Origin of the sequence: Ligaoa zhengdingensis (genome assembly GCF_014384885.1) — a bacterium.
Taxonomy (GTDB): Bacteria; Bacillota; Clostridia; order Oscillospirales; family Ruminococcaceae; genus Ligaoa; species Ligaoa zhengdingensis.
Genome location: NZ_JACRST010000033.1, coordinates 1 through 18732, shown reverse-complemented (window position 1 = coordinate 18732; position 18732 = coordinate 1). Strand labels below are relative to the sequence as shown.

Annotated in this window: 25 protein-coding genes and 1 pseudogene; 19 read left to right on the top strand and 7 right to left on the bottom strand. The window is 50.2% G+C overall.

Annotation, left to right across the window (positions count from 1 at the left end; translation table 11 throughout):
• From H8711_RS12375 to H8711_RS12330, 10 genes are all read left to right on the top strand, one after another.
• The coding region (locus H8711_RS12375; RefSeq protein ID WP_249283740.1) for a C40 family peptidase at positions 1-327 on the top strand (327 nt) is incomplete at its 5' end.
• Positions 328-349: 22 nt separating this feature from the next.
• Positions 350-616 (top strand): DUF4315 family protein, encoded by a 267-nt coding sequence (locus H8711_RS12370; RefSeq protein WP_249283739.1) that lies wholly within the window; start codon positions 350-352, stop codon positions 614-616.
• A complete protein-coding gene (locus tag H8711_RS12365; protein WP_117515936.1) occupies positions 603-1250 on the top strand; it encodes a DUF4366 domain-containing protein in 648 nt (215 codons plus the stop codon). Before H8711_RS12370 ends, H8711_RS12365 begins: the two co-directional genes overlap by 14 nt.
• A 2-nt stretch (positions 1251-1252) precedes the next feature.
• Positions 1253-1444 (top strand): hypothetical protein, encoded by a 192-nt coding sequence (locus H8711_RS12360; RefSeq protein WP_003500082.1) that lies wholly within the window; start codon positions 1253-1255, stop codon positions 1442-1444.
• Positions 1445-1846: a cysteine-rich VLP protein gene (locus H8711_RS12355; RefSeq protein ID WP_249283738.1), complete on the top strand. Its 402-nt coding sequence runs from the start codon at positions 1445-1447 to the stop codon at positions 1844-1846.
• Between the two features lie 132 nt (positions 1847-1978).
• Positions 1979-2569, top strand: coding sequence for a defense against restriction DarA-related protein (locus H8711_RS12350; RefSeq protein ID WP_249283737.1), 591 nt, complete (start codon positions 1979-1981; stop codon positions 2567-2569).
• A gap of 12 nt (positions 2570-2581) precedes the next feature.
• Complete coding sequence (locus tag H8711_RS12345) at positions 2582-2764, top strand: DUF4316 domain-containing protein (protein WP_003500078.1); 183 nt, start codon at positions 2582-2584, stop codon at positions 2762-2764.
• Positions 2764-3105, top strand: coding sequence for a plasmid mobilization protein (locus H8711_RS12340; protein ID WP_249283736.1), 342 nt, complete (start codon positions 2764-2766; stop codon positions 3103-3105). Before H8711_RS12345 ends, H8711_RS12340 begins: the two co-directional genes overlap by 1 nt.
• 175 nt (positions 3106-3280) lie before the next feature.
• A complete protein-coding gene (locus H8711_RS12335; RefSeq protein ID WP_118564839.1) occupies positions 3281-3571 on the top strand; it encodes a CD1845 family protein in 291 nt (96 codons plus the stop codon).
• Between the two features lie 79 nt (positions 3572-3650).
• Positions 3651-5066: a relaxase/mobilization nuclease domain-containing protein gene (locus H8711_RS12330; protein WP_249283735.1), complete on the top strand. Its 1416-nt coding sequence runs from the start codon at positions 3651-3653 to the stop codon at positions 5064-5066.
• A 179-nt stretch (positions 5067-5245) separates the two neighbouring features.
• Here H8711_RS12330 and H8711_RS12325 read toward each other — a convergent pair whose 3' ends face one another.
• Positions 5246-5608: a helix-turn-helix transcriptional regulator gene (locus H8711_RS12325; RefSeq protein ID WP_330382751.1), complete on the bottom strand. Its 363-nt coding sequence runs from the start codon at positions 5606-5608 to the stop codon at positions 5246-5248.
• Between the two features lie 190 nt (positions 5609-5798).
• Between H8711_RS12325 and H8711_RS12320 the strand changes: the two genes are divergently transcribed.
• The 7 genes from H8711_RS12320 (at position 5799) to H8711_RS12290 (ending at position 11631) form a co-directional block, all read left to right on the top strand.
• The gene (locus tag H8711_RS12320; protein ID WP_144363512.1) at positions 5799-6470 is read left to right on the top strand and encodes a response regulator transcription factor; all 672 of its coding nucleotides are present in this window, start codon (positions 5799-5801) and stop codon (positions 6468-6470) included.
• Positions 6467-7588 carry a sensor histidine kinase gene (locus tag H8711_RS12315; protein WP_249283734.1) on the top strand — a complete coding sequence of 374 codons (1122 nt, stop codon included), beginning with the start codon at positions 6467-6469 and terminating at the stop codon, positions 7586-7588. The genes H8711_RS12320 and H8711_RS12315 overlap by 4 nt, the downstream gene beginning before the upstream one ends.
• Positions 7589-7745: 157 nt before the next feature.
• Complete coding sequence (locus H8711_RS12310; RefSeq protein WP_249283733.1) at positions 7746-8357, top strand: hypothetical protein; 612 nt, start codon at positions 7746-7748, stop codon at positions 8355-8357.
• 420 nt (positions 8358-8777) lie between these two features.
• The gene (locus H8711_RS12305) at positions 8778-9200 is read left to right on the top strand and encodes an RNA polymerase sigma factor (RefSeq protein WP_249283732.1); all 423 of its coding nucleotides are present in this window, start codon (positions 8778-8780) and stop codon (positions 9198-9200) included.
• A gap of 345 nt (positions 9201-9545) precedes the next feature.
• The gene (locus H8711_RS12300; RefSeq protein WP_216428492.1) at positions 9546-9716 is read left to right on the top strand and encodes a hypothetical protein; all 171 of its coding nucleotides are present in this window, start codon (positions 9546-9548) and stop codon (positions 9714-9716) included.
• 137 nt (positions 9717-9853) lie between these two features.
• Positions 9854-10039 (top strand): hypothetical protein, encoded by a 186-nt coding sequence (locus H8711_RS12295; RefSeq protein WP_249283731.1) that lies wholly within the window; start codon positions 9854-9856, stop codon positions 10037-10039.
• 86 nt (positions 10040-10125) lie between these two features.
• Complete coding sequence (locus H8711_RS12290) at positions 10126-11631, top strand: recombinase family protein (RefSeq protein ID WP_249283730.1); 1506 nt, start codon at positions 10126-10128, stop codon at positions 11629-11631.
• A gap of 65 nt (positions 11632-11696) precedes the next feature.
• Here H8711_RS12290 and H8711_RS12285 read toward each other — a convergent pair.
• The 6 genes and pseudogenes from H8711_RS12285 to H8711_RS12255 form a co-directional block, all read right to left on the bottom strand.
• Positions 11697-12059, bottom strand: a pseudogene (locus tag H8711_RS12285) (BRO-N domain-containing protein); the annotation flags it as partial.
• Positions 12060-12095: 36 nt separating this feature from the next.
• The gene (locus H8711_RS12280; RefSeq protein WP_006059572.1) at positions 12096-12974 is read right to left on the bottom strand and encodes a DUF6017 domain-containing protein; all 879 of its coding nucleotides are present in this window, start codon (positions 12972-12974) and stop codon (positions 12096-12098) included.
• Positions 12975-13258: 284 nt separating this feature from the next.
• Positions 13259-13531: a DUF5720 family protein gene (locus tag H8711_RS12270; protein WP_007862445.1), complete on the bottom strand. Its 273-nt coding sequence runs from the start codon at positions 13529-13531 to the stop codon at positions 13259-13261.
• Positions 13532-13542: 11 nt separating this feature from the next.
• Positions 13543-14472: a ParB/RepB/Spo0J family partition protein gene (locus H8711_RS12265; RefSeq protein WP_006059569.1), complete on the bottom strand. Its 930-nt coding sequence runs from the start codon at positions 14470-14472 to the stop codon at positions 13543-13545.
• Positions 14429-15250, bottom strand: a complete 822-nt coding sequence (locus H8711_RS12260; protein ID WP_002569249.1) for a ParA family protein — start codon at positions 15248-15250, stop codon at positions 14429-14431. Before H8711_RS12260 ends, H8711_RS12265 begins: the two co-directional genes overlap by 44 nt.
• A 952-nt stretch (positions 15251-16202) precedes the next feature.
• The gene (locus H8711_RS12255) at positions 16203-16454 is read right to left on the bottom strand and encodes a hypothetical protein (protein WP_249283729.1); all 252 of its coding nucleotides are present in this window, start codon (positions 16452-16454) and stop codon (positions 16203-16205) included.
• A gap of 209 nt (positions 16455-16663) precedes the next feature.
• Here H8711_RS12255 and H8711_RS12250 point away from each other — a divergent pair, with 209 nt between their 5' ends.
• Positions 16664-17443: a LytR/AlgR family response regulator transcription factor gene (locus H8711_RS12250; protein ID WP_249283728.1), complete on the top strand. Its 780-nt coding sequence runs from the start codon at positions 16664-16666 to the stop codon at positions 17441-17443.
• Between the two features lie 130 nt (positions 17444-17573).
• Entirely contained in the window at positions 17574-18689 is a 1116-nt protein-coding gene (locus H8711_RS12245; RefSeq protein WP_249283727.1) for a hypothetical protein, read from the top strand.
• Positions 18690-18732 lie beyond the last annotated feature (43 nt).

Sequence of the window (18732 nt, the reverse complement as noted above, 5' to 3'; positions counted from 1 at the left end):
CCCTATGTGTGGGGCGGCTCCAGCCCGTCCACCTCCTTTGACTGTTCGGGCTTTGTCTGCTGGGTGTACACGGCCAGCGGCGTCCACAACCTGCCCCGTACCACGGCGCAGGGCATTTATAACCAGTGCGCTATTATTTCCCCCTCCGAGGCAAAGCCCGGCGACATTATCTTTTTCACGGGAACCTATGACAGCCCCGGCCCTGTGTCCCATGTGGGGATTTATGTGGGCGACGGGATGATGCTCCATTGTGGTTCGCCCATCCAATACGCAAACATCAATTCAAGCTACTGGCAGACACATTTCTATGCCTTCGGGCGTTTGTGAGCCAGAGGAAAGGAGTCCTTGCATGAACAAGATCGACAAGCTCGATAAGGAACTGGAAAAAGCCCGGGAGAAGGCTGCCGAATGGCAGGCAAAAATCCGGGAGCTGGAAAAGCAGAAACAGGAGGAAGAAAACAGCCAGATCGTGCAGGCGGTGCGCTCGCTCAAACTGACCCCCGCCCAGCTTATGGCTTTTCTGAATGACCCCAAAAACAGCCTTACCGCTTCGGGCCATGCTGACCCGAAGCCGGAGGCACCCGAAAAGGAGGACACAGCCCATGAAGAAAATTAAATACCGCAGGCTGGCGGCGATGGCTGCCAGCCTTTTGTGTTGCCTGATCTTTACGGTCCCGGCCTACGCCCAGAGCAGCGAGCCGCAGCCGGAGACAACGCCCGCCCCGGTGGAAACCGAAGCAGAGCCGGAAACCCAGAACCCCTTTACCCCGGACGGGACGGGAACCGTGGTGGACAACGCCACCGACGAGGATGGAAAGGAGTTCTACACCATCACCACAGCAGACGAGAGCGTGTTTTATCTGGTGATCGACAAACAGAAAACCAGCGAGAACGTCTATTTCCTCAATACCGTTACCACAGACGATCTTCTGCCTCTTGCCGAACAGGGTAAGGAACCGCCCAAAGAGGTGACCCCTGAGCCAGAGCCAAAGCCCACCGAACCTGTGGAGGAAGTACCGGAACCCGAGCCGGAGAAAAAGGACAGCCCCCTTCTCTCTCTGCTCCTGATCGGCGCGGTGGTGCTGGCCGGCGGTGGGATTGGTTACTATTTCAAGATTTACAAGCCGAAGCATGAGGCCCCGGATTTGGAAGATGATTACTGCGAATATGAGGACGGGGAGCTGGAGGAGATCGCAGAGGAACCCGAGGACGAAGATACCCCGCCGTGGGAGGAAGATACGGAGGAATGAGAATGAATTTTACAAGCAGCCCTTTTGAACGGATGATGAAGGAAGTACCGCACCCCGGCTGGGACAATGACGACCCTTGTAAGGGATGCCGTTATTACAAGGAGTGCAAAGGAAAGAAAAAACAGTGCCGGAAGAAGTTCCGGGCGCTGATCGTGGAGCCCCGCCCTTCGGGCCATCGTGGCCCGAAGTCATAAATGGACGCCCGGGAGCTGACCCGTGACGAGAAGAAGAAAATCCGCACTCTGGTCACGGGGATGTGCGCCAACTATGACCGGGAAAGCGGCCTGTGCCTTCCTCTTGACTGTGCCTGCTATATGCTGCACAAGTGCTGGACAGGGGCGTACTGCCGTTATTTCCGTGAGGCTGTCCTGCCCCTTAACCCGGAGCTTCAAGCGTTGCTGACAACGGAAGGCATTTTCCCGGAGCTGCGGGCCTGTGCGGTCTGCGGAAAGGCATTTTTGCCCGAGGGGCGTCAAGCCTACTGCTCCGACGCCTGCAAGGCCGAAGGGAACCGACGGAAAAGCCGGGAACGCATGAGGAAAATGCGGGAGAAAAGGCCGGGCGGCTGTTACGATTTGCCGCCTCCAAAGGCTTGACATTCCGGGCTTTTTTGAGGGCGTTTCCGGGGTGGGAATATCTTATTACATTCCTCCCCGGTCTGCCCTCTTATTTCGTAACATCCAGCACTTCGGGTCATGTTGGCCCGAGGCACAGAAAGGAGGGATCTCTTGGAGACAGTACAAGGATATGTGATTTTGAAAGCTGCCACCTTTGAAACCGGACACGGCTTTGCGCTGGGGCATAATCCGGGAGCGCCGAGCCCCTTTGTGACCTGGCAGTTTACCGAGGGGGAAAACGGCCATCGGGATTACTACTGGGGTCGCTATGGAGCCAGTCAGGCGTGGGCGCAGAGGGACTTTGACCGCCGGGTGGACGACTATCAGCATCTTTACCATGCGGCGGTCAAGCATACCGAGCTCGGACCGGAGGGCGTTTACCGCTATTATTCCACCCAGCGGCCCGTGGACATAGGAACTTACCCGAAGCTGCCGGATAACCAGCCTCTTTCCATCGTCAACTACGACGATGACAGGCGGCGTCCTGTGGCAGACGGCAGTCTGATGGCATGGGGCGAACTGACCTACGCAAAGCCGCTGACCGAAAAGCAGATGGAGGATTATGAACTGAAACCAGCACCGGGCAATCCTGACCGGGTGCGCCCATCCATTACCGCCCGGCTCAAAGAAGGAACCAGAGGGCAGGAACCCCCGAAGGAGCCCGGCCAGAAGCGGAGCCATAAAAACCATGAGGAACGATAAAGGAGGAACGCCATGCACGAAAAAGACAACTATCTGAAAACCGCCGAGCTCTCCACGGAGCAGAACTGCAACATGATCGACGGCGTACCCAACAACACGCCCATCCCACCCACGCCCCCGGAGCTGGACGCAAAACCGCTTGATAAGGTAAAGGAACCCAAAGAGCGCCGGAAAGGCCGGGAGCTGGAACGCTGATGGAGAACCGCAAGCGGAATGTCCATCTGCACGTCATGGTAACGCCGGACGAGCTGGCAGCCATCCATGAGCGGATGGCCGAGGCGGGCATTTCCAACGCCGGGGCTTATGTACGGAAAATGGCTCTGAACGGGTATATCCTGCACATCGACCTTACGCCCGTAAAAGAGCTGATCTCTCTGCAACGGCGCTGTTCCAACAATCTCAATCAGGTTGCCATACACGCACATACCTATGGCGTGTACCCGGAGGAAATCGACGGATTGAAGCGGGACTATGAAAAGCTGTGGGGCGAGGTGTCAAAGGTGCTGCGGGAGCTCTCCGAGCTGGTGGCAAAGTAAGACGAGGGCGGCAGGCTTCCGTTGCGGGGCTTGCCGCCCTGCTCTTTTTTTACCACTTCGGGCCAGTATGACCCAAAAGTTTGGGACAGGATTTACTAATCTTTCGCAACATTTATGTCCCCGGGCAAGCATGATAAAATAGAGGTAGAAAGGATAGATAAAGGAGGTTTTGAAGATGAAGATACTGCTGAAAATATTGGTTGCTCCCTTTGCTTTGGCGCTGTCCCTTCTGGCGGCTCTGCTGGTGTTTCTGTTTGAGATTTGTGCCGTCCTGCTGACGATTGCCTCTGTGATCCTGGCGGTGCTGGGTGTCGCTCTTTTTTTCACGCCGACGCCCATAGGCGGGATTGTATTTCTGTTTCTTGCCTTCCTTCTTTCGCCGTATGGACTGCAAGCGGCGGCGGGCTCCCTTCTTTGGGCGCTGGACGGAGGCAAATCCGCTCTGTACCGGTTTCTGGCAAGTTAAGCAGCCTCGGGCCATACTGGCCCGAAGTCGGGGCGGTCTGAATGGGCCGCCCCTTTCTCATGGAAAGGAGGAATGATTTTTGGCTACCACAACTTTGTTACAGCGCCATGCGAGCGAAGGCGAAACGATTGCTGAGGCTATCCGGGATTGTCTGGACTATGGCAAGGACCCGGAGAAAACAGAAAGCGGAAAGTATATCTCCGCTTATGAATGTGATCCGGCCACCGTGGCGGACGAGTTCCTTTTGGCAAAGGCCAGCTATGCCGCTATGACGGGCCGGGAACAGAAGAAAGAAAATAATGTGCTGTGCTATCAGATACGACAATCCTTCTATCCGGGCGAGATCACCCCGAAGGAGGCGAACCGTATCGGCTATGAGCTGGCTATGCGCTGGACAAAGGGGCGGCACGCTTTTATCGTTACCACGCACACCGATAAGCAGCACATCCATTGTCACATTTATTACAACTCCACCACCCTTGACTGCACCCGGAAATTCCGAAATTTTTGGGGCTCCAGCTTCGCCCTTCGGCGGCTCTCTGACAGGCTGTGCCTTGAAAACGGGCTATCCATCGTGGAGAACCCGAAGCCCCGGAGCAAGGGCAAGTATCGGAACTATGGAGAGTGGCAGAAAGACCGGAAAGGGCCGCTTTCCTATCAGGACAGGCTGCGCCTTGCCATTGATACTGCGTTGGCGGAACGCCCCGCTGATTTGGACGAATTTCTCAATTTGATGAAGCGGGCCGGGTATGAGGTCAAGACGGTTCGGGGCGGCGGTATCAGCTTCCGGCTGACCGGGCAGGGACAGGAACGCTTCACCCGTCTGCGTGCCTCCACGCTGGGGGACGGCTACGACTTGCAAGATGTTCTGTCCGCCATTGAGGGCAAAGAAAAACGCCCCGGGCGCTCGGAGCGGAAAATCAGTCTGGCGGTGGATATTCAAGCAAAGCTGGCTGCCGGTAAGGGGCCGGGATATGAACGCTGGGCGAAGGTATTTAACATTAAGCAGATGGCCGCCGCTCTTGCTTATATACAGGACAATGGTCTGACCGATTATGAGCAGTTGGCACAGAAAGCCACCGAGGCAGCAGACCGTTTTCATACCATTTCCGAGCAGATCAAGCAGACGGAACAGGCCATGAAAACCAATGCCGGGCTAAAGGCCGCAACGGTTCAGTATGCCAAAACCCGTCCAGTCTTTGAGCAGTATAAGGCGACGAAGTACAGCCGGAAATTCCTTGCGGAGCATGAGGCCGACCTTGAACTGTACCGGGCTGCACAAGCGGAAATGCGCTCTCTGCTGGGCGGGGCGAAGCTCCCCAAAATGGATGTGCTGAAGGAAGAAGGCCGTAAGCTCACAGCAAAGAAAAAACAGCTCTATGGAGAATATCAAAAGGCACGACGGGATATGCAGGAGATCGTCACAATCAAGGCGAACATTGACACTCTGATGGGCTACACCGAACCGGGAAGAAAGCAGGAAAAGGAGCGTTAAGGTTATGAAAACAAGGAGCAAAGCGACGCTGACACTTCGGGCCATGTTGGCCCGAAGATACGGGTTTGGGGCGAGCCCCAACAAGCCGCCTTTGTGCCACTTGTGGCCACAGAGGCATTGCTTGCCATTTAGCGGCACCCCCGGAAAGTCCCCAAAAACAAGAAAAACGAAGGCCCTTTTTACTTGACCTCCGTTTCTCTGGCTTTTTGTAGTCCCTCTGCTGTGGCCTCCATGACCGTCAATTCTTTTTCATCCATTGAGTTGAGCAATCTATCAATGTGCTGGCGGCAGTCGCTTTCGCTATTCTGCCTGTCAGGATAAAAGAATTGGTCTACGGAAATGTCCAGCAAGGTGACGATTTGGTAAAAGGTATTCAGACTTGGATGCTGACCCCGGTTTTCAAAATACATGATAGAGCGTGGGGTACGGTCTACAAGCTGTGCAAGATATTCCTGCGTCCAACCTTTTGCCTCTCTCTTGCGCTTGATCTCCCGGCCTAATGCGTGGAAGTCGAGCCGTCTTTCATCTTGGTACATTCTCATATCACCCATATATTATTCTACATTTCGGGTTTGGTTATGAGAACGAAACACAATTTTATGTTTTGGTAGTATTTTATTGTCCATTTACATACTTGCGGGGGTGCGAAGGAGAATATATAATTTTTCTTGGGAACTTCATATTGGCACAACATAGTGCTGGTATTCTATTCAAATATGGGAGGTGTTCTTAATGGCGAAAATTTTGATTGTTGAAGATAATCAAGGGACAAACAAGGCGATATGCGAATATATGAAAGAAGCTGGACATACGCTTTTTTCTGCTTTTACAGGGAGCGAAGCGTTAAAAATATTCCGTGGAGAAGAACTCGATATAATTGTACTGGATATTATGCTTCCTGAAATGTCGGGTATCGTTGTTTTGCATGAAATTAGGAAAGTCAGCAACATTCCTGTTATAATGCTCACAGCACTTGATGATGAATATACACAATCCAACAGTTTTGACGAAATGGCAGATGACTATATAACAAAGCCCTTTTCCATGCTCATTTTAGGTAAACGGATTACTGCGCTTCTCCGCAGAAGTCAGAGTAAACCTGCTGTTAATATGATTAAGCTCGGAGATGTTACCGTTGACTTTTCTGGATATACAGCCTGTGATGAAAACGGTAAAATAGACATTACCCCAAAGGAACTGGAAATCCTGAAAGTGCTGATTGACAATAAAGGTTTAGTTCTGTCTCGCAATCAAATCTTGGACGATGTGTGGGGATACGATTGTGATGTGATCGACCGCACAATAGATGCCTATATCCGTAATATCCGCAAAAAGCTCCGTTTGGATTGCATTACTACGGTCAAAGGAATAGGTTACAAATTTGAAATGGGGCAAGAAATATGAAGAAAATGAAGTTATTTCCGAAGATATTCTTATTTACATTTACAATGATGCTTTTGATTTCAATTATAGCGCACTTGCTGATTTTCCTAATTGCGCCATCCCAAAATGTACTTGTTACGAATATGGTAGTAACAAATACAGGGGTAAGTGCTCTGTCAGAAGTAGATATGCCCCGGCTCATTACTCAAACCATGTTGAAAACATTTCCGATTTCTATACTTTGTTGCGCCGCTATATCGGCATTGTTTTCATACTTCTTTTCCAGAGGCATAACCACTCCGATTTTATCGCTCTCAAAATCTGCTAATCAAATGTTGAAATTGGAGCCAGACGCAAAAGCGATTGTATCGTCAAAGGATGAAATTGGCGCTTTAGCTACTGATATTAACAATTTATATCAATCCTTGCTTTTGACTATCCGTAATCTGGAGTTGGAAAAGGAAAAAGTTAGTCTTGCGGAAAAAGAGAAAATTGATTTTCTCCGAACAGCGTCCCATGAGTTAAAAACGCCTGTCACAGAGCTAAATGCGACATTGGAAAATATGATTTTAGGCATTGGGGAATACCGTGATTATGAAACCTATTTGCCCAAGTGCAAAGAAATTACTGAACAGCTTGGGGATATGATTAGAGATATACTTAATGCTTCACGCTTGCAAACACAAGGTAATAATGAGCCATGCAGCAACTATTCATTGAGAGCCCTCCTTACAGAGCTGTGTGAACCGTATCGCTTAATTGCAGAAGCCAAGGGAGTTAAGTTCAAAATAGAGCTTTCAAGTGACGCTTTCGTATATCTTCCAGAGGGCCAGTTGAAAAAAGCAATATCGAATATCCTTTCAAATGCGGTCAACTATACGGAGGCTGGACAATCAATATTGGTTGTATTTGATAAAAATAAACTATCAGTTTCTAACGAATGTAGCGTATTACCACCCGAACAGCTACAACACATATTTGAGCCATTTTATCGTCCAGATTTAGCCCATAGCCAAGCAACCGGGGGAAATGGGCTCGGTCTATACATCGTCCAGACGATCTTGGATAAATTGCGCTTGAAATATCAGTTTGTTCCCATGCCAAACGATAGAGGCATGAGTTTTACAATACAGTTTTGAAAGAAGTCTCTGCTTTTCGAGTTCCGCAGGAAAAGCAGAGACTTCTTTCGTTCAACATTGGCACAACATTGATTTTATAATCATCCAACATAGAAGATGTACTATGTCTGCGAAAGGAGGTAAAACGCCAACTACTAAAATGAAGGAGGTAAAATCTATGGCGAAAAAAATTGGAATTATTGTTCTGCTATGCTTCTCTTTATGCGTCGGTGGTGTCTCTGCTTTCGCTAATGAAGGCCATGACGAAACAGATACCCAAACACTTATCGAAACGCAGCCCCCGGTATCCTCCGTCCTTTTCAGGCAAGACGGAGCAGATATTCAGCAGAGTACAGACGAGGGCAAAACATGGCAAAGCTATTCTCCCATCGAGGAAACAGGCTACTTCACTTATGATGAATTTTCCGCATGGATTGAAAATGAAACGGAAAATATTCAAAAGTTGGTCGATGCTGGAGAATGGACAGAAGCAGAAGCGACAGAAGCACTTGAGTATTACGATGAAATCCTTAAATCTATTTTAGAGGGCAAAATGGTAGGAAAAAGAGCTTCTTCAAGTGACGATCAACTGTTCTTTTCTATGCCCAGTAACACACGACCTGAGCAGTACCAAACATTCGTCTTTGATGGGAATACCTACAAGAGTATAGGCCCATTTGATACGGAGGAAGAACTGTTCAATGCCCTTAAAGAATATACCGATACAGAAGTTGAAGCAGGAACAATGACACAAGCAGAAGCAACGGCGCTTTTGGAAAAGTATCAGTAAAAATCTGCCGCACGACGGCAAAAGAAAAAAAGCCGTCGTACAGCAGACACATTTCTATGCGCCCATGAAACGGCGGCTCAATTTTCAGAGCCGCCGTTTCTCTTTGGATATTCAGTAACCCCACGGCGGCCCATAGGAGGGTGTCGCCGTGTCCATCTTATTTTCTCGCAATTCCCATGACCTTCACCAGCTAAAAAAAGCGTAGCTCCCCCTCCGGGACAGTCTGGCTATGAAGGTACAATATATCAGTACAATTATGATAATGTAATTTCATGCGTCTGCATAGCGTCTTGCTGTGCGGGCGCATTTCTTTTGCTTTGCCTCGGGCCAACTTGGCCCGAAGTCCAGCCCCGGTGCCGCTCTCCGCCGCCCTTCGCTTCGGTCACTCGTCAATCCCCAACACCGAAACGGAGGTACACAATGAAGGAAATCAATTTGCGGGAATTTTACCCGTGGTATATGGAAGATGTTATGGTCGAAGTCACGGAAGAAGTTGCGGAAGAACTGCTGGCGGGTCAGAGGTACATTAAGGCCAGCCGCCGTCGTATCTATCGCAATAAGGCGCACTACTCGCTGGATGCCGAGGACGGCATTGAATATTCTGCTTGCTTCTCTAACCCTTCTCCGCAAGAACTGATCGAGCGCATGGAACGCTTCGAGCATATTTGCCATGCGCTGAATAGTCTGCCTGACACACAGGGCCAGCGGGTGTTTGAGCACTATCTGCTGAACCACTCGGTCAAAGCGATTGCTGCCGCTGAAGGTGTGACGGAAAGGGCCATCAACGCCGCCATTCAGCGTGGCTTGGAGAATATGAAAAAATATTTGGAAAAAGTTCTGTGAGCCTATTCTTTTTCCCGTTCTAACTGACACGGTTAATGAGAGGATGAACCTTCCTCACACAATTGAATAGCGGGTAACTCGGAGTGTCTGGCAGGGAGCCAAGCAACAGGTACGCCAAGACTTTTCCATAAGGAAAACGAGCGACAACTACTCATGCCGCAGGTGGGGACAAGCCATCTCCACGGCCACGATCTGCAACGGGCCGCAAGAAATAAGTTGGCAACTTATTCGCTCCGATTTGCCGCACAATCCAGCGGGGACGCTGACGGAAAAAACAGTTGTCTTGTGACAGGCCAAACATATAGCGTCAGCGTCCCCAGCTTTATAAGAAAGAAGGTCTTGACTATGAATGAGGAATGGAGCAACGACGCCTGCCGTGGCTATGTTATCAAAGCCATGGAAAACTGTGGGTTCCATGCAAAGGACATTCATCAGGTGCTCGTTGAGCTTTATGAAGTCTTTGACTTCTGCGCTGTTGAGGAGGCGGCGCACTACTACGAAAATTGGCAATACTGACCTCGGGCCAAGTTGGCCCGAGGCGTGGAGAAGAACGAAAGGACAGCACTCTTTGCCGGGTGCTGTCCTTTCGCTTTTCCCCACTGGGACAATGCGGGAAATGCTGGCAGTCAACCAACTACGCAAAGGAGGCTTCAATGGTACAATCCGTTACTTATCAGAGTGAAACCAAAACCGTCCATTTTCAGGGGAAAAGCATTGTGCTGGAAAGTCTTACGCCGGTACTCTCTCCGAAGGAAAAGGAAAAGCGGAAAAAGGAGATTGAACGCTGTCTTTATGAGGTGTTCAGCAAGTACAGAAAGGCCAGCGATACCCCGGCCTGACCATCGACAACATTGTCCTTCGGGGCTATCAATGGTATAATATACTTGTAGGTTGGTAGCTCCATTCCACAGGAAAGGAGCCCAACATGAATATCAGAGAAGATGTAATTTATGCAAGACAATCCGTAGACCGCAAGGACAGTATCAGCATTGAGAGCCAGATTGATTTCTGCAAGTATGAGTTGAAAGGCGGCAGTTGCCGGGTTTTCAAAGACAAGGGTTATTCCGGCAAGAATACCGACAGGCCCGAGTTTCAAAAGCTCCTTGGTGAGATACGCAAGGGCAAGGTTCGCCGGGTAGTTGTCTACAAACTGGACAGAATAAGCCGCTCCATTTTGGACTTTGCGAATATGATGGAGCTATTTCAGGAATACGATGTGGAGTTTGTTTCTTCCACAGAGAAGTTCGATACCTCGACCCCCATGGGCCGGGCCATGCTGAATATCTGTATCGTATTCGCCCAGCTTGAACGGGAAACAATTCAGAAGCGTGTCACAGACGCTTATTACTCCCGGTGCCTGAAAGGCTTTCACATGAGCGGTCAAGCTCCCTATGGCTTCGACTTGGAGCCGACGGTGGTAGAGAATATCCGCACAAAGATGATGGTAGCCGACCCCATAGCCGCAAGCCATGTACGCCTGATGTTTGAAATGTACGCCGAGCCCGAGACTTCCTTTGGAGATATTACCCGGTATTTTGAGGAACGGGGTATCAAAGTATATGGGAAGTCATTGACCCGTTCCTACTTATCCCAGCTTTTACGCAACCCCGTCTATGCACAGGCTGACTTGGAAATGTACGAGTTTTTCAAAAGTCAGGGTACGGTGGTAGTCAATGACGCCGCCGACTTCGCCGGGACAAATGGCTGCTACCTCTATCAAGGCCGGGATGTGAAGGAAGACAAGGACAAGAGCCTGAAAGACCAGATCCTTGTGATTGCGCCCCATGAAGGCTTTGTATCTGCTGATGTTTGGCTGAGGTGTCGTAAGAAGTTGATGGCAAACATCACCTTCCAGAATGGCCGCAAGGCCCGCAACACTTGGCTGGCCGGGAAAATCAAGTGCGGGAAATGCGGGTACGCACTTAAAACGACCCACAATCCCTCTGGCTATGAATACCTCCGTTGTTCCAAGCGGGCCGACCACAAGGGCTGTCCGGGGTGCGGTACTCTCCGCAAGACGGAGTTTGAGCAGTTCATTTTTACCGCTATGGGAGAAAAGTTCCGGGAGTTCAAGCTGTTGCGGGGCGGCGAGGAAAAGGCAAACCCGAAGATTACCGCCTATCAGGTGGAGCTTGCACAGGTAGAGGCCGAGATTGAAAAACTGCTTGATACGCTGACCGGGGCCAACGCCACCTTGCTGGCCTACGCCAACAAGAAAATCGAGGATTTGGACAACCGCCGCAAAACGCTGTCCAAGGCGATAGCTGACTTGTCCGTTGAAACGCTGTCCTCCCAGCAGATTGAATTGCTGTCCGGGTATCTGGACGATTGGGAGAATATCAGCTTTGAGGACAAACGAAAAGCCGCTGACGGCCTGATTTCTTCAATCAGCGCAACCAGCGACTATGTAAAGATAGAGTGGAAAATCTGACACTCTTTCCACTCTATCAAACCACTTGTTTCTTTATACTGCTTGTAGCCCCTTGTACACCGTTGCTTCTCTTTTGTGAGATAGGCTCCGTGCTTGCGAATGGCAGGTAGAACTTCATCAAACACCCATTGTTCAAACCGTTCCGCTGACGGCAGTTTACTATGGGCGATCAGACGATATAGATCACCTTCGGGGATAAAGAGCATTTCGACCATTTGTACCGCGGGGCTTCCATCTGCCTTTTTCCCAGTCTGGACCCCTATGGAACATTTCGTTCCACCCCTGGTATGGTCGCGGACGGCTTTGCGTGGATTGGTATATCCCAGCGCTGTTGCCACATCTGTACCGCAAAATAATACTTTGCCATTCTGTTCCAAAGTGCGAATGCTTCCGAACTCTGGACTATTGAAAATTTCAATCTGATTCATGCTGTGCCTCCTTTGGTGTAATACAAAAGCGGCTGATTACCAGCCGCCTGCGTGCATATCGTGATTTACCAGTGAAGTGTAGTGGTTATTCATGGTGGTAGGAGCGTTGAACAGCACTGCAAGCAGGTACTGCTTGATGTTGTGTACCTGGGTGGTGTTCTTTTGCAGACAGTCCATGACAAACTCGATGTGAGAGCTGTCCAGCTTCAAAAAGCGGGAGCGTACAATTTCATGAGGAAAGTCCGCACCAGAGATCCGGGTGGTCTTTCGTTTGGCACAGACCGTTTCTACCAACAGCTCTACGATCTCATTCAGGTCATCCAGGTAGAGAGGATAACGCTGCTTCAGACAATCATACTCGATATTCTCCAAAATCAATTCCCGATAATTTTCTATCTCTGTGACAGACATCGCATCCCTTCCTTTCCGTTCCGGCGGTATTACCGCCGCTGTTTCCCGGAAGGGAATGGAATCGGTATTTGATCCATGAGTATTTTGTTTTTGGGTATTTGATTTCTTAGTATTTAATTGTGTTGGATTTTCCGGTAACGGATTTACCGCTGACGGGTTTACCGTTATCGGGTTTTCCGACAACGGCTTATCCAACATCGGTTCTCCCTCGATGGGACGCTCAAAAATGGTATACTCATTGGCTGCGAATTTACCAGAAGCATCAGTTGTCTGTCTGCGCCGAATGTATCCGGCTGTTTCAAGCTCATTGACAGCAGAGCGGATTGCATCTTTGCTTTCTCGATTGATATAGCTGAGTCCTGACAGCGTATAATCCCAGTCATCAGGCAGAGATAACATTTGCGACAAGAGACCCTTTGCCTTCAAAGAAAGTCGTTTGTCTTTTAGATGAAAATTGCTCATAACCGTGTAATCGCCAGTGCGTTCTACACGAAAAACAGCCATTTACTTCACTCCTTTCATTTCTCAGGTATGAAAAAAGCCGCAATTCATAAAAGAATTGTGGCAGCGGTTAGGGTCTGTCTGTATCTTTTTTCTTGCGTCGGTAGGGGCGTTTTGGCATTGGTGGTTTATCAAACAGATCCCTTTCCTGAGAAAATGGTAAGGTTTGAAAAACACGGTCAATCTCGGTGGATTCCATATCACGCTGTGAGCGGCAATCTTCTTGAATAGCTTCTCGGATTTCTCTTACAGTACACATATTCATTCCTTTCCTTTCGTTGTATCGGTTATGAACGACGGTGTTTTTTAGGCTTGAAGTCGAGGATATGCCCCTCAATAACATGGGCATATCTCTTAATTTTGATTTCTCGACGCTGCTGGCTTTGCAGAGCTGACTGATACCCGTCCTCTGTGAGAAAAAGCCTCATTTCGTCACCAGGTTCTCCATAAGCAGTAGGGCGCAAGACAGTAAACTCAATCATCCAGAAAGTGCTGTCCCAAAATCGCTCCACTGCAAGAATGTTGTGGCCTTTCAGTTCCCTTGCTGCAATATCTTTCATAGGCTCTCCCTTCATCGTTCCTGATCTCGTTGGCGTTTTTTCTGCCATTGTTCCAGCAGTTTAATAATGGTTTCCTGCATTTTGGCCGGTGTATAGCTTTTGGGGAAATACTTTCGTAAGGTATCGCTGCTCAAGGTCACTTTATCCAGATCACCCTTTTTTTCCTCTGACATGATGGCAAGCATCACATCTTCTGACAATTTCCCTTCCTGGCTGAACTTTTTCATTCGCTGAGCCTGAGAGAGAGAAGGGGTAGCCTGCTCATAGTCCATTGTTTCCACCAGCATTTGCTGTTCGTCCGGTTTCAAAAAAGAGAGTTCATAGGCTGGGTTAAATGCGATTTTCTTTTCATCCACCATATCCAAAAGCTCTGGAATCAGTTCAGTCAAACGAACATATCGCATTACCTGGATACCGCTTCGTTCACCGGCTTCTTTTGCCACCTGGTCTCTGGCGCTCAACTTCTGTTCAACTTGAACAGAAGTCAGGTCTGTTCTTGCTCCTTGATGTTTAATGGCTTCCAGCTTCATTTTGTAGGCAAAAGCCCTTTCACTGGGGAGCAGATTTTCTCGCTGCAAATTGCTGTCAACCATAATAATTGTGGCAGCATCGTCATCCAAGTCGCGCACAATGACAGGCATGGTTTCTTTTCCGGCCAATTCGCTGGCTCTGCGGCGTCTGTGACCGGCTACCAGCTCATAACCGCCATCAGGCAGTGGTCTGGCAATCGCAGGAACCAACACACCATACTTTTTGATGCTGTCTGCGGTTTCTATCATTGCATCATCATCCTTGACCTTGAAGGGGTGATCCTTGAACGGATGCAGTTCAGATAGGGGAATTTCCTGAATTTTTTCCAGTTGCTCGTCTTGCCGACTTTCTTCTGTAGAAAACAGGTCATCTACTGAGGCCAGCTCTATTTTTTTCGCGCTGCTTTTCAAGTTTCAATACCTCCTTCGTCAGATTTTTGTAGCCCTCAGCCACTTTGCCATTAGGATCATGGGCATAAATGCTTTTTCCTTCAGCACTGATTTCTTTAGCCCTGACAGAATGAGGAATTTCTGATGTAAACACCTTGATCTTACTGCCATAGGTTTCGCGCAGAAGAGCGGAGATTTCTTTGGCAAAATTGGTTCGGCTGTCTACCATCGTCAGCAGAATCCCATCAATTTGCAGCTTGGGATTGATTTGTCTGCGAACCTTATTGATAGTTTGCAAAAGCTGCTCCAAACCTTTAGCTGGAAGATACTCTGCCTGGACGGGGATTATAACCCTATTAGCGGCAGCCAGTGCATTGACCGTAAGCATACCCAGGGAGGGCTGGCAATCAATAAGGATATGGGAGTATTGCCCCTTCAGCGTGTCCAGATATTGTCGCAGAATGGTTTCTCGGCTCATAGCGTTTACCAGAGATACCTCCATACCAGATAGCTGGATGTCCGCAGGCATCAGGTCTACGCCCTCAGGGTGGTGCAGGATACCCTCGCCGGGACGAATTGGTTCATCCATCAAAATACGGCCCATAGCGTCTGACAGTGTAAAGGGCAGCTTATCAGGCTGAGGATTGCCCAAGCTGATGGTCAGGCTTCCCTGTGGGTCTCCGTCAATCAGAAGGACTTTCTTCCCGGACTGCGCCAGACCAATTCCAAGATTGGCACAAGTGGTTGTTTTGCCGACACCACCTTTTTGGTTGGCTATGGCAATAATCTGTGTATTCATGATTTCACCTCATTTCTTTCTAAGTTTAGATATGAAAAAAAGTGCCTGCTTTACCTTTCCTGAGAAAGATAAAACAGGCACTTTCACTGGCTCAATACCTCTTGTAATGAACCTCTATGTATGGTAAACTATGTCCACGATACCATGAATATAATTAAGTCTCGACGGGAATTGAACTTTTGGCTAACGCCAAATTTCGCGCCTTTGCAAACAGAGTGCAAACAATAGGGGGCTAAAATCCTTTGTTTTTGCTTGATTTTGCTTGTACAAGGTTTATAGAGAACATGGAGAAAAGCCTTGATATAACTGCATTTTCTTTATCCCTGTTGATAGGGAATATATGCACTGGGTCCATCTCCTAAGCGAAAGGCCGCGCGTTCGAATCGCGCCGGGGACGCCAAAAAAGCGAAAGTATATGCTTTCGCTTTTTTTCATAGGGGGATTATCCCCCTCTTGACGTCAGATTTCCTCGCTGACCGCTCAAAAATCTTCCTGTCACCCCCTTAGAGGAAAGCGGCACATGCCATTCGGCCTGCCGCTGAATGGAGCCTCCCAGATGGTTCTCTTCTACTAACTTTTATAAGAGAGACCTGTGGGCGACAATTTTCTGTTATCGAATCAATATCGGTTTTAACCGTCCCTTTCAGCGGCGAGCCGCCGCATACAAACTGCGCACCTCAACCTATGGGGTGCGTTTTGTTTTGTCTGTTGTTCGGCGCATATCTTTAAAATGTCCCTTTCTCGCTTTGTTATGAACACGGATGCGTTCTGTCGATATCCAGACAGAATGAAGCGGCGGCTTTGCTGCTGCAAAACCGCCGCGGGGCGCTCGATTTTATATTACATAATGGCCGACGGCATCTTTTTTCAACAAATTTGTCCACGTTGCATGATTTTTGTGTTATAATAAATAAAATGAAATTATTTACAAAATTCCTTAATTTTAGGGGAACTATACTTCCCTTTCGTCGTCGTCCAAGAGGATATCTTCGACGGCGTCATACAATTGGTCGACGTCCAGCTCTAACCTGTTGCACTTGTCTACAAACCGCGCCGCTGTTTCAGCGCAGAAAAACACATCGGAGATATGGGCAACCTCTCTTCTTCCCGTTTCGTCTTCAAGGTACGCACAAACACCGAAGGCGATATATCGCCCCATCTCCTGATCCCACATTGGTTCCTCCGTGATTTGATATGTAACCATAACGTTTTCCCCGTCCTCCTCTAAAAAACTTACAATATTCAAAAGTGATTGTGTTCTTCCTCTAAGAATTTTAACATATTTTGTAAATTTTCTGTGGAGTTACTGAAAAAGCCGCGATTCCTGATGAATTTGTCACGATGATATTATTTTGTATGACCGCACTTCGGTGCAAACAATAAATTACCATTTCCCCGAAAGGAGTCCTTCGGATGCGCATCGCTGTCTGCGACGACAGTTTTATGGATCGAGAACTGATTATCAACCTGCTTCAACACTATTTTTCAGAAAAATCGATCCGCTATGAGCTCGTTGAGTACGATAACGGCATCAACCTGGTTTGCGATATCGAAGAAGGCGATTGGTTCGACGTCATCTTTCTCGATATCTACATGCACAACCTGTTGGGCATCGATGTAGCCCGAAAGCTGCGCGCCAACCATTTTACCGGCGAGATCATCTTTCTCACCGCCTCTTCAGACTTTGCGGTGGACAGCTACGACGTGGCGGCCGCAGGTTATCTGCTCAAGCCCCACAGCCCGGAAAAGCTCTACCAGGCGATGGACCGGATCACGCAGCATCTCGACGTAAACACCTATCAGATCCAGCAGCGGTCCAAGGTCATCCGGGTGCCCTACAACGAAATCCTCTATGTGGAGAGCAGCAACTCCAAATGCGTTCTGCATCGAAAGGGCGGCTGTACTTACGTCATTTATAAGCGCCTGGCGAAGATCGAGGAGGAGCTTGCGGACGGCCACGGCCGTTTTCTCCGCTGCCACCAGAGCTATCTGGTGAATATGGACTATATCCAGCAGGTGGACAAGCAATTCCTGCTGACCACAGGCGACCATGTCCTCATCCGCCAACGCGACCTCAAGGCCATCCGCCAGGCCTATTTGGACTATATGTCCAGCAAGGAGGCGGAGCCGCCCGCGCCGCCGGCCCCCTGCGCCTCTGGACGCGGTGCAGAGCAAACCATCGGACGGGCTTGACAGAAACCCGGGATGTATGTAATATATAATCTATTTTCAGAAAGATCCGCCCGGCCGGCCGTGGACGAAACAACCTGACCACCGCCCCCTAATTCAATCCTCATCTCTCATTTTCACGGAGGAAAAAAATTTGATCAAACATCTTTCCAATCTGTCCCACATACGCAAAAGATGCGGCGCAGCGGCGTTCTGTTTAGTGCTGGCGTTCGCGGTGTTTGTGGTTGGCGACCTGACGGCCTGCCGCAAGGCCCCCCTGGAGAGCGTCCCGGAAAGTTCTTCCCAACCCTCGCCCCCGCCGGCCGACCCGATCGCGCACCCCGACGTCCTACTGGACGGGATGGAGGGCGCCGCCCTGTACGATTACGCGGTGGAACAGGGCGCGGTCATCCTCTGCAACGGGATGGCGACCACCTCGGGAAGCCTTCCCCGCGCCTTCTTCGACGGGGAGACCGACCAGCTTGAGGTGGTGAACTTCACCCGCTTCACCAGCGGCGGCGAGGAATTTATGCGCGCCTACTCCCTGCGCTTTTGCCGCACGGGCGGCGGGGACGCCATCGCCTACAACGACAACGAGCTGGATGGCTGGCAAGCCGAACCGACCTACGGCGAGGAGGCCGAGCTCGCCGCCTTGACCCTCAACGAGTACGGCTTTCTCAACTACGCCCAGCCGTTTGAAAGCGAAGCCTCCGGCCTCCGGGTGATCCACCCGGCCGAGCTCTCACTCGACTACGCCGTCACCCAGGCGCTCTACGACGAGTACCTCGCTCCCCTCTACTTCACGGCGCTGAACGGCGCCTGGTCCTCCCCCAGCGAGCTGGGCAGTTGGATCTGGATTTTCGAGGACATCTACCACAACGAAAACGGCCGCGACCCCTGGCAGGAGTTCGGGGAAAACTGGCTGGTGGATGATATGGTGGAGACCCTTTCGCGCTACTTCGACGGCGTCACCGCAGCCAACATCATCGCCGACCACCGCGGCGACTACGACCCGGCGGCCGACACCATCTTCTACGAGGGCGGCCGCGGCGGCCTCTCCCCCACCTATCAGGTGCTCGCCTCCCAGCAGGAGGGCGACGTGCTGGCGGTCCTCTATGAGGAGCGCGACTACCTCACCGGCGCGCCCCTCCCCGATAGCTGCCGGGCGCTGCGGGTGCGCCTGCTGGACGATGGGAGCTTCCGCGCCCTCTCCAACCTGCCCGCCGAACGGCCGCAGCCGCTCGCGCTAGGCGGGAACGCCCTCGCTTAAAATTGATACAGACACAAACAGGGCGGCGGCCCCATCGTGCAAT

What these genes read in the sequence shown, in the direction of transcription:
- H8711_RS12360 (WP_003500082.1), top strand. Translation starts at nt 1,253, where the DNA reads ATGAATTTTACAAGCAGCCCTTTTGAACGGATGATGAAGGAAGTACCG.
- H8711_RS12305 (WP_249283732.1), top strand. Translation starts at nt 8,778, where the DNA reads ATGAAGGAAATCAATTTGCGGGAATTTTACCCGTGGTATATGGAAGAT.
- H8711_RS12345 (WP_003500078.1), top strand. Translation starts at nt 2,582, where the DNA reads ATGCACGAAAAAGACAACTATCTGAAAACCGCCGAGCTCTCCACGGAG.
- H8711_RS12255 (WP_249283729.1), bottom strand. Translation starts at nt 16,454, where the DNA reads ATGGTTACATATCAAATCACGGAGGAACCAATGTGGGATCAGGAGATG.
- H8711_RS12325 (WP_330382751.1), bottom strand. Translation starts at nt 5,608, where the DNA reads ATGAGAATGTACCAAGATGAAAGACGGCTCGACTTCCACGCATTAGGC.
- H8711_RS12355 (WP_249283738.1), top strand. Translation starts at nt 1,445, where the DNA reads ATGGACGCCCGGGAGCTGACCCGTGACGAGAAGAAGAAAATCCGCACT.
- H8711_RS12340 (WP_249283736.1), top strand. Translation starts at nt 2,764, where the DNA reads ATGGAGAACCGCAAGCGGAATGTCCATCTGCACGTCATGGTAACGCCG.
- H8711_RS12250 (WP_249283728.1), top strand. Translation starts at nt 16,664, where the DNA reads ATGCGCATCGCTGTCTGCGACGACAGTTTTATGGATCGAGAACTGATT.
- H8711_RS12300 (WP_216428492.1), top strand. Translation starts at nt 9,546, where the DNA reads ATGAATGAGGAATGGAGCAACGACGCCTGCCGTGGCTATGTTATCAAA.
- H8711_RS12335 (WP_118564839.1), top strand. Translation starts at nt 3,281, where the DNA reads ATGAAGATACTGCTGAAAATATTGGTTGCTCCCTTTGCTTTGGCGCTG.
- H8711_RS12320 (WP_144363512.1), top strand. Translation starts at nt 5,799, where the DNA reads ATGGCGAAAATTTTGATTGTTGAAGATAATCAAGGGACAAACAAGGCG.
- H8711_RS12370 (WP_249283739.1), top strand. Translation starts at nt 350, where the DNA reads ATGAACAAGATCGACAAGCTCGATAAGGAACTGGAAAAAGCCCGGGAG.
- H8711_RS12365 (WP_117515936.1), top strand. Translation starts at nt 603, where the DNA reads ATGAAGAAAATTAAATACCGCAGGCTGGCGGCGATGGCTGCCAGCCTT.
- H8711_RS12310 (WP_249283733.1), top strand. Translation starts at nt 7,746, where the DNA reads ATGGCGAAAAAAATTGGAATTATTGTTCTGCTATGCTTCTCTTTATGC.
- H8711_RS12260 (WP_002569249.1), bottom strand. Translation starts at nt 15,250, where the DNA reads ATGAATACACAGATTATTGCCATAGCCAACCAAAAAGGTGGTGTCGGC.
- H8711_RS12290 (WP_249283730.1), top strand. Translation starts at nt 10,126, where the DNA reads ATGAATATCAGAGAAGATGTAATTTATGCAAGACAATCCGTAGACCGC.
- H8711_RS12270 (WP_007862445.1), bottom strand. Translation starts at nt 13,531, where the DNA reads ATGAAAGATATTGCAGCAAGGGAACTGAAAGGCCACAACATTCTTGCA.
- H8711_RS12280 (WP_006059572.1), bottom strand. Translation starts at nt 12,974, where the DNA reads ATGGCTGTTTTTCGTGTAGAACGCACTGGCGATTACACGGTTATGAGC.
- H8711_RS12295 (WP_249283731.1), top strand. Translation starts at nt 9,854, where the DNA reads ATGGTACAATCCGTTACTTATCAGAGTGAAACCAAAACCGTCCATTTT.
- H8711_RS12315 (WP_249283734.1), top strand. Translation starts at nt 6,467, where the DNA reads ATGAAGAAAATGAAGTTATTTCCGAAGATATTCTTATTTACATTTACA.